This is a genomic window from Embleya sp. NPDC056575 (assembly GCF_042793325.1).
Lineage (GTDB): Bacteria > Actinomycetota > Actinomycetes > Streptomycetales > Streptomycetaceae > Embleya.
The window spans coordinates 99,540-113,680 of sequence record NZ_JBHTVA010000004.1 but is presented as its reverse complement, the minus strand read 5'-3'; the positions used below and the strand labels follow the sequence as shown (position 1 = coordinate 113,680).

General features: G+C 72.9%; 8 protein-coding genes. 7 read left to right on the top strand and 1 reads right to left on the bottom strand.

Annotated features, from left to right (window positions below):
- The first annotated feature begins 22 nt into the window (after nt 1-22).
- The 5 genes from ACFRCG_RS04200 (at nt 23) to ACFRCG_RS04180 (ending at nt 10,742) form a co-directional block, all read left to right on the top strand.
- The gene (locus ACFRCG_RS04200) at nt 23-5,737 is read left to right on the top strand and encodes a type I polyketide synthase (protein ID WP_380028791.1); all 5,715 of its coding nucleotides are present in this window, start codon (nt 23-25) and stop codon (nt 5,735-5,737) included.
- On the top strand, nt 5,734-6,270 hold the full coding sequence (locus ACFRCG_RS04195) for a nuclear transport factor 2 family protein (RefSeq protein WP_380028570.1): 537 nt from the start codon (nt 5,734-5,736) through the stop codon (nt 6,268-6,270). Before ACFRCG_RS04200 ends, ACFRCG_RS04195 begins: the two co-directional genes overlap by 4 nt.
- Nucleotides 6,267-7,445 carry a cytochrome P450 gene (locus tag ACFRCG_RS04190; RefSeq protein WP_380028568.1) on the top strand — a complete coding sequence of 393 codons (1,179 nt, stop codon included), beginning with the start codon at nt 6,267-6,269 and terminating at the stop codon, nt 7,443-7,445. Before ACFRCG_RS04195 ends, ACFRCG_RS04190 begins: the two co-directional genes overlap by 4 nt.
- Nucleotides 7,446-7,773: 328 nt before the next feature.
- Nucleotides 7,774-9,468: an amidohydrolase family protein gene (locus ACFRCG_RS04185; protein ID WP_380028565.1), complete on the top strand. Its 1,695-nt coding sequence runs from the start codon at nt 7,774-7,776 to the stop codon at nt 9,466-9,468.
- Between the two features lie 230 nt (nt 9,469-9,698).
- Complete coding sequence (locus tag ACFRCG_RS04180) at nt 9,699-10,742, top strand: LLM class flavin-dependent oxidoreductase (protein WP_380028563.1); 1,044 nt, start codon at nt 9,699-9,701, stop codon at nt 10,740-10,742.
- Between the two features lie 78 nt (nt 10,743-10,820).
- On the opposite strand, the gene ACFRCG_RS04175 is transcribed toward ACFRCG_RS04180, so the two are convergent.
- Nucleotides 10,821-11,426, bottom strand: a complete 606-nt coding sequence (locus ACFRCG_RS04175; RefSeq protein WP_380028561.1) for a TetR/AcrR family transcriptional regulator — start codon at nt 11,424-11,426, stop codon at nt 10,821-10,823.
- Nucleotides 11,427-11,683: 257 nt separating this feature from the next.
- On the opposite strand from ACFRCG_RS04175, the gene ACFRCG_RS04170 reads away from it, so the two are divergent.
- Together ACFRCG_RS04170 and ACFRCG_RS04165 are read left to right on the top strand one after the other, a co-directional pair.
- Nucleotides 11,684-13,183, top strand: a complete 1,500-nt coding sequence (locus ACFRCG_RS04170) for an MFS transporter (RefSeq protein ID WP_380028559.1) — start codon at nt 11,684-11,686, stop codon at nt 13,181-13,183.
- 137 nt (nt 13,184-13,320) lie between these two features.
- Nucleotides 13,321-14,139 carry an SAM-dependent methyltransferase gene (locus ACFRCG_RS04165; protein ID WP_380001851.1) on the top strand — a complete coding sequence of 273 codons (819 nt, stop codon included), beginning with the start codon at nt 13,321-13,323 and terminating at the stop codon, nt 14,137-14,139.
- Nucleotides 14,140-14,141 lie beyond the last annotated feature (2 nt).

The window sequence follows — 14,141 nt, the reverse complement described above, 5'->3', positions numbered from 1 at the left end:
GGGCTCGACGGCACACGGCTCGATCAGGTTCGACCAGGCAGAGGACGGACGTACGGACATGTCGAACGAAGAACGGCTGCGGCACTTCCTCCGGGAGACCGCCACGGATCTGCGCCGCACCAAGCAGCGGCTGCACGAGGTGGAGTCGGCCGCCCGCGAGCCGGTGGCGATCGTGGCGATCGGGTGCCGGCTGCCGGGCGGCGTACGCTCCGCCGAGGACCTGTGGGAGCTGGTGCGGACCGGGACGGACGCGATCGCCGGCTTCCCCTCCGACCGGGGCTGGGATCCGGCGAACGTCTACGCGGACCTGCCGGGCGACAAGGGCGGTTCGGCCGGATCCGGCGGGTCGACCACCCGGCAGGGCGGATTCGTCTACGACGCGGCCGCGTTCGACGCCGAGTTCTTCGGCGTCTCGCCGCACGAGGCGTTGGCGATGGACCCGCAGCAGCGGCTGCTCCTGGAGACCGCGTGGGAGACCTTCGAGCGGGCCGGCATCGATCCGCTGTCGATGCGGCGCAGCCGGACCGGCGTGTTCGTCGGCGCCGGCGCGCTCGGCTACGGCGGCGGGATGCGGGCGGACAACGCCGAGATCCAGGCCCATCGGGTCACCGGTGGCTCGATGTCCGTGGTGTCCGGGCGGATCGCCTACACGCTCGGTCTGGAGGGCCCGGCGGTCACCCTCGACACGGCGTGCTCGTCGTCGCTGGTGGCGCTGCACCTGGCGGCCAACGCGCTGCGCTCGGGGGAGTGCGAGCTGGCCCTGGCCGGGGGTGTCACGGTGATGGCCCGGCCGACCGCCTTCGTGGAGTTCTCCCGGCAGGGCGGATTGGCCTCGGACGGCCGCTGCCGGTCGTTCGCGGCGGCGGCGGACGGCACCGGGTGGGGTGAGGGCGTCGGGCTGCTGCTGGTGGAGCGGTTGTCGGATGCGCGGCGCAACGGCCATCCCGTACTGGCGGTGCTGCGCGGCTCGGCGGTGAACCAGGACGGCGCGTCGAACGGGTTGACCGCGCCGAACGGACCGTCGCAACAGCGGGTGATTCGGCAGGCGTTGGCGGCGGCGGGCTTGTCGGCCGCCGATGTGGACGCGGTGGAGGCGCACGGGACCGGGACGGTGCTCGGCGACCCGATCGAGGCGCACGCGCTGTTGGCCACCTACGGGCGGGACCGGCCGGCGGATCGGCCGCTGTGGCTGGGGTCGGTGAAGTCCAACATCGGGCACACCCAGTCCGCGGCCGGGGTCGCCGGGGTGATCAAGATGGTGATGGCCCTGCGGCACGGGCTGCTGCCGCGCACACTGCACGTGGATCGGCCGTCGCCGCACGTGGACTGGGCCTCGGGGCGGGTCGAGCTGCTGACCGACGAGGTGCCGTGGCCCGCGGGCGTTCGAGTGCGTCGGGCGGGTGTGTCGTCGTTCGGGATCAGCGGGACGAACGCGCATGTGGTCCTGGAGGAGGCGCCGGCGGTCGAGGGGGTTTCGGGGGAGGCGGCCGAACCCGTCCCGGGTGTCGGTGGGTTGATTCCGTGGGTGGTGTCGGCGCGCTCCCCGGAGGCGTTGCGCGCGCAGGCGGCGCGGTTGCGGGAGTTGGGGGTCGCGGATCCGGCGGACGTCGGTCGGTCCTTGGTGACGGGACGGGCGCTGCTCGACCACCGGGCGGTGGTGCTGGGCCGGGACGCCGCCGAGCTGGGGCGTGGGTTGGCCGCGTTGGCGGCGGGGTCCCCGGGTGCGGTCGAGCCGTCGGAGGGGGGAACTCCGGTCGTGGTGACCGGGAATGTGCCGCGAGCCGGCGGTGCGGGTGGTCGGGTCGCCGGGCGGGGTGCGGTGGTGTTCACTGGGCAGGGGGGTCGATTGCCCGGGATCGGGCGGGAGTTGTACGCGGCTTTCCCGGTGTTCGCCCGCGCGTTGGACGAGGTGGGCGCGGCGTTCGACGCGGTGGTGCCGTTCTCGGTCCGGGACGTGTTGCTCGGCGTGGACGGCACGGTCGGTGTCGACGCCCAGGACACCGGGGTGGCCCAGCCGGTGTTGTTCGCGTTCGAGGTGGCGCTGTACCGGCTGTGGAGTTCACTGGGGTCGGTCCCGGACTTCGTGGTCGGGCACTCGTTGGGTGGGATCGTCGCGGCGTACGTGGCGGGGGTGTTCTCGCTCGCGGACGCGGTGGCGTTCGTCGCGGCGCGGGCCCGGTTGATGAGCGCGTTGCCGGGCGGGGGCGCGATGCTCGCGGTGGGGGCGAGCGAGGCGCAGGTCACCGCGCTGTCGAATGGGCTGCCGGTGTCGATCGCGGCGGTCAACGGACCGGCGAGTGTGGTGGTTTCGGGCGCGGTGGCGGCGGTGGACGAGGTGGCGGCGCGGTGTGCGGCGCGCAGTTGGCGCAGTTCGCGGTTGCGGGTCTCGCACGCCTTCCATTCGGTGCTGATGGAGCCGATGTCGGCGGAACTGCGGGACGTCCTGGCCGGGTTGTCGTTCGGGCCGCCGCAGATCGGGTTGGTGTCGGATACCACCGGGCGGGTTGTCACAGCCGAGGAGGTGGGCGATCCGGAGTACTGGGTGCGGCATGTGCGCGACGCGGTGCGGTTCGCGGACGCGGTCGGCACGTTGCGTGAGCGGGGTGTGGCCACCTTCGTGGAACTGGGTCCGGACGCGGCGTTGACCGCGATGGTGGCCGAGTGCACGGCGGGGGCGGGCGAGGTGCTGGGGGTGCCGGCCCGGCGGCGTGGCCGACCGGCCGTGGCGACGCTGGCCGGCGCGCTGGCCACGGCGTTCGTGCGGGGGCTGCCGGTGGACTGGGTCGGGGCCCTCGGCGGCCCGGGCGGGCGGCGGGTGGAGTTGCCGACCTACGCGTTCCAGGGGCGGCGCTACTGGCTGGAGCCGGCGCAGGCCTCGGTGACGCCGGCCGGGCCGGATTCGGTGGACGGCCCCCTGTGGGATGCGGTCGAGCGGGCCGGGACGGGGGAACTGGCCGCGATCCTGGCGGTGTCCGAGGACGCGCCGCTGCGCGAGGTGGTACCGGCGCTGTCGTCCTGGCGAGCCCGGCGGCGGGTGGACGCGACGGCCGCGTCGTGGCGCTACGCGGTGCGGTGGGAGCCGTGGGCGGGTGAATCGCCCGACGCGGCCGCGTTGTCCGGGCGCTGGCTGCTCGTGCACCCGGCGGCGAGCGACCTGGCGGACGCGCTGGCCCGGGAGCTGACCGAGCGTGGCGCCGAGGTGGTGCGGGTCGGGGGCGAGGGCATCGGGTCGCACGTCGGAACCGAACCCGTCGCCGGAGTGGTGTCGTTGATCGGCTCCGGTTCGGGCTCCGGCTCCGGTTCGGGTTCGGGTTCGTGTTCGGGCGCCGGCTCCGGCTCCGGTTCGAGTTGCGGCTCCGATTCGGGGCCGGGTTCGTGCGCGGGTGACGACTGCGCCGACCTCGTGGCCGCCGTTGTGGCGATGGGCGAACAGCTCGCGGAACTGCGCCGGTTCGAGGTCGCCGCCCCGCTCTGGTGTGTGACCCGGGCGGCAGCGTCGGTCCTGGGCGAGGACCTGGCCGATCCCGTGGGCGCCGGGCTGTGGGGCAGGGGCCTGGTGGCGAGCCTGGAGCAGCCCGGGTGCTGGGGCGGCCTGGTCGACCTGCCGGCCGCCGCGGATGCCCGCGCGCTGGGGGCGTTGGCCACGATCCTGGCCGGGGCTTCGGCCGAGGACCAGTTCGCCATCCGCCCGCTGGGCGTGTTCACCCGACGGCTGACCCCGCTGCCGGCCGAGGGGTCGGGCCGGGCGGTGCGTACCCGCGACGCGGCGCTGATCACCGGCGGCACCGGCGTGTTGGGCGCGCACACCGCCCGCTGGCTGGTCGCGCACGGCACCGAGCGGGTGATCCTGCTGGGCCGACGCGGCGCGCGGGCACCCGGATTCGACGCACTGCGGGCCGACCTCGAGGCGGCCGGCGCCGAGGTGGTGGCGATCGCCTGCGACCTGACCGCGCCCGACGCGGCGGACCGGCTGCGTGCCGCGTTGCCCGCGACGGGTGCGCCGATCCGTACCGTCGTGCACGCGGCGGGCGTGCCCGGATCGCCCACCGCGACCGGTGCCGACGCCGTCGCGGACACCGTCACCGCCAAGGTCGCCGGCGCGCTGGCCCTGGACGCGCTCTTCGGGGCGGACCGGGCCCTGGACGCGTTCGTGCTCTACTCCTCCGGCGCGGGCGTATGGGGCGGCGCCGGACAGGGCGCCTACGCGGCGGCCAACGCCTTCCTGGACGCGCTCGCCGTCCGCCGTCGGCAACGCGGCCTGCCCGCCACCGCGATCGCGTGGGGACCGTGGGCGGCCGGCGGGATGGCGGCCGGCGAGGGCGAACGGCTCCTGGCCCGGGTCGGCGTACGGGCGATGGACCCGGCCGCGGCGCTGACCGCACTGGGCCGGGCGCTGGTCGAGGACCTCACCTGCGTGACGGTGGCCGACCTGGACCGGCCCCGATTCGCGGCCGGCTACACCTCCGCCCGTCCCCGGCCGCTGATCACCGACCTGATCGACGCGGAGCCGGCGACCGCGGTCGCCCCGCCGACCCGGCCCGGGGGAGCGTGGGACCCGGCGGTGACCCGCTCGCCGGCCCGGCTCGCGGCCGAACTGCTCGACCTGGTCCGCGCCGAGGTCGCCGCGCAACTCGGCCACGCGGGCGTCGAGGCGATCGAACCCGACCGGCCGTTTCGCGACCTCGGCTTCGACTCGCTGGCCGCCGTCGGATTGCGCAACCGCGTCGCCGAGGCCACCGGGGTACACCTGGCCGGCACCCTGATCTACGACCACGAGACGCCCGCGGCCCTGGCCGCACACCTGGCCGACGCCCTGCGCGAGGGTGTGCCCCGGACCCGCCCGGTGTCGACGGCGCCCGGCGGCGCCGAGGACTCGAACGAATTGCTCGGCACGGTCTACCGCAAACTGGCCCTGCTCGGCCGGATGGACGACGCGGAATCGCTCCTGGTCGGCGCGGCCGGCCTGCGGCAGACCTTCGAGGACCCGAACCGGCTCCCGGAGACACCCGGCTTCACCCGGCTCGCGCGCGGACCGGCGCGGCCCCGGGTGATCTGCTTCCCGCCGTTCGCGCCGGTCGAGGGCGCCATCCAGTTCGGCCGGTTGGCGGGCACGTTCGAGGGCCGGCACGACACGGCGGTGGTGACCGTACCGGGCTTCCGGCCCGGCGAGCCGCTGGCCGCCTCGCTGGACGTGCTGCTCGACCTGCTGGCCGAGGCGACGCTGCGGTGCGCCGGGGACGACCCGTTCGCCGTGCTCGGCTACTCCTCCAGCGGCTGGCTCGCCCAGGGGGTGGCCACCCGCCTGGAGGCGACCGGCCGTACGCCCGCCGGGGTGGTACTGCTCGACACCTACCTGCCCGCCACGATGTCGCGGCGCATGCGCAAGGCGATGAACTACGAGGTGATCGTGCGCCGGCAGGCGTTCACCGCGCTCGACTACACCGGGCTGACCGCGATCGGCACCTACCGCCGGATGTTCCGGGGCTGGGAGCCCAAGCCCGGCTCCGCGCCGACGCTCGTGGTGCGGCCCTCACGCTGCGTCCCGGGCTCGCCGGAGGAGCCGATGACCGGCGAGGACTGGCGTTCCACCTGGCCGTACGAGCACACGGCCGCCGAGGTGGAGGGCGACCACTGCACGATGATCGGCGAACACGCGGAGCAGACCGGTGCGGTGGTGTGCGCGTGGCTGGCCGGTGACAGGACGGTTTCGAACGACACGAGGGAAGGCACGGCATGACCGACCCGCGCTATCCGCGATACCCGCAACCCGGCTCCGTCGACCATCTCGACGCGGAGTTCCTGGTCCACCGGGCCGCGATCCAGGATCTCGTCGCCGCGTACAGCCTGCTCTACGACGCGGGCGACTACGACGGGCTCGGCGACCTTTTCACCGAGGACGCGACGTACGCGTTCACTCCCGCCCCCGAGGGATTTCCGCCCTCGGTGTCCGGCCGGGACAAGATCGTCGCGGCGATGGCCGCGCTGCGCGAGCACAACCTGCGCACCCGGGCCGCCCACCAGCGGCACTTCGTGACCAACACGGTGATCACCCGCCTCGACGGCGACACCGCCGAGGCGCGGTCGCTGATGGCGGTGGCGTTCGCCCATCCGCGGGACGGCCGCCAGGAGTTCACCCGCAGCGGGGTGTACGCCGACGTGCTGGCCCGGCAGGGGAGCCGGTGGCGGATCGCCGACCGGCACCTGTGGTTGGCCGAGTTGCCGGCGTCGCGTCCCGGCGACACATCAGCTCCCGAGGAGAGTCGGCCATGATTCCCGTGCTCGAACTGGTCCAGATCTCCACACTCCCCGACGCCGAACGGGAACTGGAGCAACTGGCCCGGCGGTACCCGATCATCCGCACCCGACAGGTCGGCGGCATCGAGGCGTGGACCGTGCTCGGCGCCGGACTGACCCGGCAACTCCTCGGCGACCCACGGCTGTCCAACGACCTGCACACGCACGCGCCGCACGCGGCCCAGTCCGCCGACGGTCCGACCGTGCTGTTCGAGCAGGACAATCCGGACCACGCCCGCTACCGCCGCCTGGTCAGCGCCGCGTTCGCGTCGCGGGCCGTGCGCAACCTGGAACCGCGGATCGTCGACATCGCGCGCACACTGCTCGACCGGCTGCCGGCCGAGGGCGGCACGGTGGACATCGTCGAGGCGTTCGCCAACCCGTTCCCGCTGGAGGTGATCTGCGAACTGCTCGGGGTGCCGATGGCGGACCGCGAGGTGTTCCGCACCCGGGTGGAGAACATGGACTCGCCCTCGACGGCGGTACGCCGGGCGGCGATGGACGCGTTCGTCGCCTACTGCGCCAACCTCGTCGACGCCAAGCGCGCCGAGCCGACCGAGGACCTGCTGAGCGAGCTGGTACAGGCCGAACTCGACGACGGATCACGGCTGTCGGCCAACGAACTGATCGGCTTCGGCTCCGTGCTGCTGTTCGCGGGGCACGTCACCACGGCCTACCTGATCGCCGCCGCACTGTACGAACTCATCACCCACGACGACCAGTTGGCCGCACTCCGGGCCGATCCCACGCTCGTGGAGGGCACCGTCGAGGAGGCGCTGCGCTTTCGCGGCTCGTTGTTGTCCACCACGAACCGGGTGGCGCTGACCGACCTGGAGATCGGCGGCGTGCTCGTGCGCCGGGGCGACCTGGTGCGCTTCCTGCTCTCCGCCGCCAACCGCGACCCGGCGATCCGCGAGGACCCGCACACCTTCGACATCACCCGGTCCACCACCGCCCACCTGGGCTTCGGCCACGGCCCCCACTTCTGCCTCGGCCAACGCCTGGCCCGCCAGGAGATCAAGGTCGCCCTCACCGAGATCGTCACCCGCTTCCCGACCCTCGAACTGGCGGTCCCGGCGGAAAAGCTGCGCTGGCGCGCCTCGGACTTCCTGCGCGGCCTCGCCGAACTACCCCTGACCTACGCCCCGTGACCACCGACGAGGAAAGGCGGCCCGAACCCGGGCCGCCCGGGCTTCGCGGCGGTCCGCCGGTACTCGGCGAGTGTGACGCGCCGCCGCCCTCGCCGACCTGCCGCCGACCGCCTCGGGGTCGACCCGGCCGTGGACCCGCACCCCCACGCCCCCGGCGCCCCGGTCGCGGCGATGACCCGTCGGGTGGTGACCGGTCTTCGTCCGCGCGGACACATCTTCGGCACGCCGCTCGTGTACGGACCCGAGGCTCCCGGTCCGATCGCGGGCGATACTCGGGAAACGTCGGGGCCCGGGGAGGCGGCGGGTTCCCATACCCGAGAGGTTCCACATGCAGCCCGACCCGCGGTTCGACCCGCAACCCGACACGGCCGTCGAAACGCCCGTGGACGATCACGCCGCCGGCGCGCCCGGAGACCGGCTCGTCGACCTCGTCGTCCGGGCCGGCTCCCTCGTCGACGGCAGCGGATCCCCCGCGTACGACGGCGACCTCGCGATCGACGGCGGGCGGATCGTCGCACTCGGCGACATCGGCGCCATCACGGGACGTGACGAGATCGACGCGCGGGGCTGCGTGGTGTGTCCGGGCTTCGTCAACGTGCTGAGCCACGCCTATTTCACCCTCCAGCAGGACCCCCGCGGCCTGTCCGACCTGTACCAGGGCGTGACCACCCAGATCTTCGGCGAGGGCCTCTCCCTCGGCCCGGTGACGGAGGCGATGGCCGCGAACATGATCGAACTCTTCGGCGCGCTCCCCGAGGGCGCCCGCGCCGCCTGGCCGCGCCTGCGCGACTTCCTGGTCCACCTCGAATCCACCGGCGTCGGCCAGAACGTCGCCAGTTTCGTCGGCGCCGACAACCTGCGGATGTCCGTCGCCGGCATCGAGGGCCGCCCGCTCGACGACGACGAACTCGCCCGCGCGTGCGCCCTGCTCGACGAGGAGTTGGCGGACGGCGCGCTCGGCGTCGGCTCGGCCCTGATCTACCCGCCGGGCACCTACGCCGACACCCGCGAACTCACGGCCTACGCACGGGTGTTGGCCCGGCACGACGCGCTGTACATCTCGCACCTGCGCAACGAGGGCGACCGCCTCCTGGAGGCCGTCGACGAACTCCTCGACATCGCCCGGGACTCCGGCGCGCGCGCCGAGATCTACCACCTCAAGACCGCCGGCCGGGACAACCGACCCAAGATGCGCCGGGTCCTGGAGCGGATCGAGTCCGCCCGGGCGGCCGGCATCGAGGTCACCGCCGACATCTACCCCTACGCCGCCGGCAGCACCCTGCTGGCCTCCGCCATCCCCCCGCCCTTCCACCTCGGCGGCGCCGACCGGCTGCACGAGCGTCTGGGCAACCCCGCGGACCGTGCGACCATCACCGCCGCCATTCGCGACGGCGGCGACTGGGAAAGCCTGTGGCGGATGAGCGGCGGGGCCGCCGGCGTCGTGGTCCTGTCCCACCATCCGGAGATCGACGTCCCCGCCGGCTCCACCATCGCCGACATCGCCGAGGCCCGAGGCGACGCCGACCCGATCAGCACCCTCCTCGACATCGTCCTGGCCGCCCCGCACGCCGACGCCGCCTACTTCATCGGCGACGAGGACAACACCCGCCTGGCGTTCGCCCACGACTGGGTCTCGGTCGGCTCGGACTCCGACGCCCCGGCCGCCGACGAACGTTTCGCCGACCACCCGGTCCACCCCCGGGCCTTCGGCACCTTCGCCCGCGTGCTCGGCCGCTACGCCCGCGACGAGGCCATCGTCACCCCGGAGGAGGCCATCCGCCGGATGACCTCCCTGCCCGCCACGAACCTGCGCCTGCGCGACCGCGGCCTCCTCACCCCCGGCGCACACGCCGACGTCGCGATCCTCCGACTCGCGGACGTCGAGGACACCGCCACCTACGCCAACCCCAAAAGCTACGCCCGAGGCATGCGCCACGTCCTGATCAACGGCATCCCGGCACTGCGCGACGGCGCCCCCACCGGCGCCCTCCCCGGCCGGGCACTGCGCCGCGACACCCCCTGACCCGAGCACCCCGGCCGTCGACGACAACGCCACCACCTCGCCTCCGCTCGTCCCGGGAACGCGCGGATTGTCAAACGGGGAGAGTCCCCGTATCGTGAAGTCGCCCGCCCCCCAAGTGGTCTGCCCTCCGCGCGTGTTCGGGCCGTCGAGGGATCCACCGGCACGCGGATCGACGTGCTCGGGGGTGGGTCCGAGAGCACGATCGCCGGGCCTGCCGAAGGGAACCAACGATGAGCGACGTACCGGATGTTCGTCTGTCCGTGCTGGACATCTCACCGGTGTTCGAGGGTTCGACCGCCACCGACGCGCTGCGTGAGACCATCGAACTGGCGCGCCGGGTCGAGGAGATGGGCTACCACCGGTACTGGGTGGCCGAACACCACGCGATGCGCAACATCGCCAGTTGTTCGCCGCCGGTGTTGATCGGCCGGATCGCCGACGCCACCACTCGGATGCGGGTGGGCGCGGGCGGGGTGATGCTCGCCAACCACGCGCCGCTGGTCGTGGCCGAGCAGTTCGGCACCCTGGAGGCGCTGCACCCGGGGCGGATCGATCTGGGCGTCGGCCGGGCGCCGGGCACCGATCCCGGTACGGCGCGCGCGCTGCGCCGGGTGGTCGCGCCGGGGGAGCAGGACGATTTCCCGCAGCGGCTGGTCGAGTTGATGAGCTACTTCGAGCCGGCCGCCTCGCCGGACTCCGCCGCCGTGCTCGCGGTGCCCGCGCAGGGCGCGCGGATGCCCACCTGGCTGCTGGGCACCAGCGGCTACAGCGCGCGGATGGCCGGCATGCTGGGCCTGCCGTTCGCGTTCGCGCACCACCTCGCCCCGGCCGGCGCGGCGGCGGCGCTGGATGTGTACCGGACCACCTTCCACCCCTCGCCGGAACTGGACCGGCCGTACGCGATCCTCGCGGCGATGGTGATCGCGGCGGACAGCGACGAGCGGGCGCGTTGGCTGGCCGGGCCGATGGCGCTGACCTCCCTGCTGCACCGCACCACGGGCATGCCGGGCCTGCATCCCACACCGGAACAGGCGGCGCGGCGCTCGTACACCGCCCAGGAGCGACGGTTCATCGAGGAGCGGCTGGACAACCACCTCATCGGCGGCCCGGACACCATCCGTCGTCGGGTCGGCGAACTGGTCCGGGAGACCGGCGCGGACGAGTTGATGGCGCTCGGCCTGATCCACGGTCTGCCCGAACGGGTGCACTCCTTCCGCCTGTTGGCGGACGCGGTCCGGGTCGGCGAACCCGCCGCGGAGCACACCGCCCGCTGAGCGAGGTGGGCGTCCGCGCGAACCGCCGCCGACGCCCCGCACCCGCCGCCTACGCGCCCGCCGCCCGCGCGAGCCCGCTCAGCGTGTGCGCAGCCCGTCGAAGAGCAGCGAGATGAGCTGGTCCGTCGGGTCGGTGCCGGTCGTGCTCATCTCGGCGGTCAGCGAGATCGCGTTGGCGAACCGCAGCAGCACCAACTCGTCGATGTCGCCGCGGATGGCGCCCTCCCGCTGCGCCCTGGCGAGCAGGTGGGCCGCCGCCGACCGGATGGTGGCCCGACACCACGACGCCAACTCGGCGCTCTCGTCGCGCAGGGCGATCTCCAGCAGACCCTTCAGGCCCTCGTAGACCCGCAGTCGGGACACCGCCAGGCGCAGCCAGTCGGCCAGCGCCTCGACCGGGTCGCCGGACGGTGACGCCGCCCACGCGTGGTCGCCCAACTGTTGGATCTCGTCCCGGTAGACCGTTTCGAGGAGCACCTCGCGGGTGGGGAAGTGGCGGTAGAGGGTCGCGTTGCCGACTCCGGCGCGCTTGGCGATGTCGTCGAGCGAGGTGCCCGCGCCGTTCTCGGCGAATGCCTCGCCGGCCGCGACGAGCAGCCGCTCGTAGTTGCGGCGGGCGTCGGCCCGCGTCGGCGGTTGCCGCGGACCGGTGGGCCTCGCGGGGTCTCCGGAGGTGACCGTCATGTGAACGTCCCTACTGCGTGACATCAGGGCGTCGCGTCGGCGCGCCCTGGGCCGCCGAGCAGGTGCCCATGATAGTCCCCGCCCTGCTCAGAGCCCTGATGCGGACACCGCTTGAGAAAACGGGGACTATCCCTGTATTGTCGGAACGGCTAATCGGGGACAGTCCCTGGATAATCCGTCGTGACGCCGTCCGCGTGCGAGTGTGAAGTTCCCACGACCATCGGGACCCAGGCGTCGAGAGTCCGCGTAGGAGAGAAATGCCCGAGGACCACACCGACACCGTCGCCGACAGCCGTGCGCTGTCCGGTGAGACCGAACGTGCGGCGGCGGCGCCCGCGGCGCCGCACTCCGGAATCATCCTGGCGATCATCGCGGTGTGTTATCTGATGATCAGCGTCGATGCCACGGTGGTGAACATCGCACTGCCGAAGATCCAACAGGACCTCGGCTTCTCGCGCACCGGGCTGGCCTGGGTGATCAACGCCTACACCCTGGCGTTCGGCGGCCTGCTGCTGTTCGGTGGCCGGATCGGCGACATCCTGGGCAAGCGCCGCATGCTCGTCCTGGGCACGGTCATCTTCACCGTCGCATCCCTGGTCGGCGGCCTGGCCCAGAACCCGGAGCTGCTGATCGCCGCCCGGGCCGTCCAGGGTGTGGGCGCCGCGCTGGCCGCGCCCAGCACCATGTCCCTGATCGTCACCAACTTCGCCGAAGGCGCCCCCCGGCACAAGGCGCTCAGCGTCTACTCGGCCACCGCCGGCGCCGGCGGATCGATCGGCCTGATCCTCGGCGGCGTGCTCACCGACTGGGCCTCGTGGCGCTGGGTGTTGTTCATCAACGTGCCGATCGGACTGGCCGTCGCGCTGCTCGCCCCCCGCTACATTCGTGAACCGGAGCACCGCAAGAGCAGGATCGACTACCTCGGCACGGTCACCTCGACCGTCGGCATGGTCGCCCTGGTGTACGCCTTCATCCGCGTCCCCGACGACGGCTGGGGCGACGCGACGACCATCGCGTCCTTCGTGCTGGCGGGGGTCCTGCTGGCCGCGTTCGTGGTGATCGAGACGAAGATCGACCCGCCGATCCTGCCGCTGCGGCTGTTCGCGCACCGCAACCGTTCCAGTGCCTACCTCAACGTGCTGCTGCTCACCGCGAGCATGCTCGGCATGTTCTTCTTCCTGAGCCAGTACATCCAGGACGTGCTCGGTTTCAGCCCCGCCGCATCCGGCTGCGCCTTCCTGCCCATGACGCTCGGGATGTTCGCCACCGTGACCCAGGTGCCCAAGCTGCTCAAGCGGTTCGGCGCCAAGCTCTTGATGATCGTCGGCGCGGCGCTGATGACCGGTGCCTTCTTCTGGTTCACCCGGCTCACCGAGGACAGCTCCTTCTGGACCGGTGTGTTCGGACCGCTGCTGCTGTTCGGCATCGGCATGGGGCTGAGCTTCATGCCGATGAACGTCACGGTGATGGCCGGGGTCGAGCCCAGGGACGCGGGCGCCGCCTCCGGCGTGCTCCAGACCATGATGCAACTCGGCGGCGCGCTCGGACTCGGCATCCTGGTCACCGTGTTCGGCACGGCGAGCAAGAACGCCGCGGACGGCGACCGGCACGGCGCCTCGCCCTCCGAGTGGACGCAGCACGTCTTCAGCGAGGGCATGCAAAGCGCGTTCCTGGCCGGTACCGCCTTCGTGGGCGCCGCCCTGCTGATCGCGATCTTCGTGATCAAGGGCCCGCCCAAGCCCAAGCCGTCGAGCTGATCGGGTCCCGGACGGGCCCCGCCCGGGGCCCGTCCGGGCGGGATGACCGGTGTCGTTTCAGAGCGGTTTCAGAGCGATTTCAGCGGCACCCGATACACCCGTCACACCGGTCACACCGACACGACGAAGGAGTCCGGATGCGTTCCAAGATCGCACGAACGTCGATAGAGGCAACATACGTGCGTGCGGAGGAGAGTCGGCGCCCCGACCGCCTCTTCGACGACCCCTTCGCGCCGCTGTTCATCGCGGCGTCCGAGCAACACGAGAGCGACCCGGCCGAGGTCGAGGCCCGAGCCACCTGGAAGCAGATCCTCAGCTTCAACGTCATCGTGCGCACACGCTTCTTCGACGAATACCTGCTGGCGGCCACCGAGGCCGGGTGTCGGCAGGTCGTTCTGGTCGGCGCCGGCCTGGACGCCCGCGCCTACCGCCTGGACTGGCCGGCCGGCGTCCACCTGTACGAGATCGACCTCGGCGACCTGCTCGACTTCAAGAACGAGGTGTTGGACGCCGCCGACGCCCGACCGCGGTGCGCCCGCGACGTGTTGATGACGGACCTGCGCGACGACGACTGGCCGGCCCGTCTGGTCGCGGGCGGGTTCGACCCCACCGTGCCCACGGCCTGGCTGGTCGAGGGCGTACTCGGCTACCTCACCGCGGACGAGGCGGCCCGACTGCTCGGCATGATCGGCGACCTGTCCGCGTCCGGCAGCCGGATGTCGTTCGAGCACGCCAACCTGGACAAGTCCGCGTTCCTCGCCGAGGCCAAGGCGGTGCCCGGACTGGCCGAGATCGCCGCCATGGCCAAGGGCGGTCTCGGTGAGGGCACGATGCCCTGGCTGGGCGAGAACGGCTGGGACGCCCGACTGCTGGACCGGGCCGACGTGGCCGCCTCCTACGGCCGTCAGGCGCAGGGGCGGTCCAACGGTGGCCTCCTGACCGCCGTGCGCCGGTAACT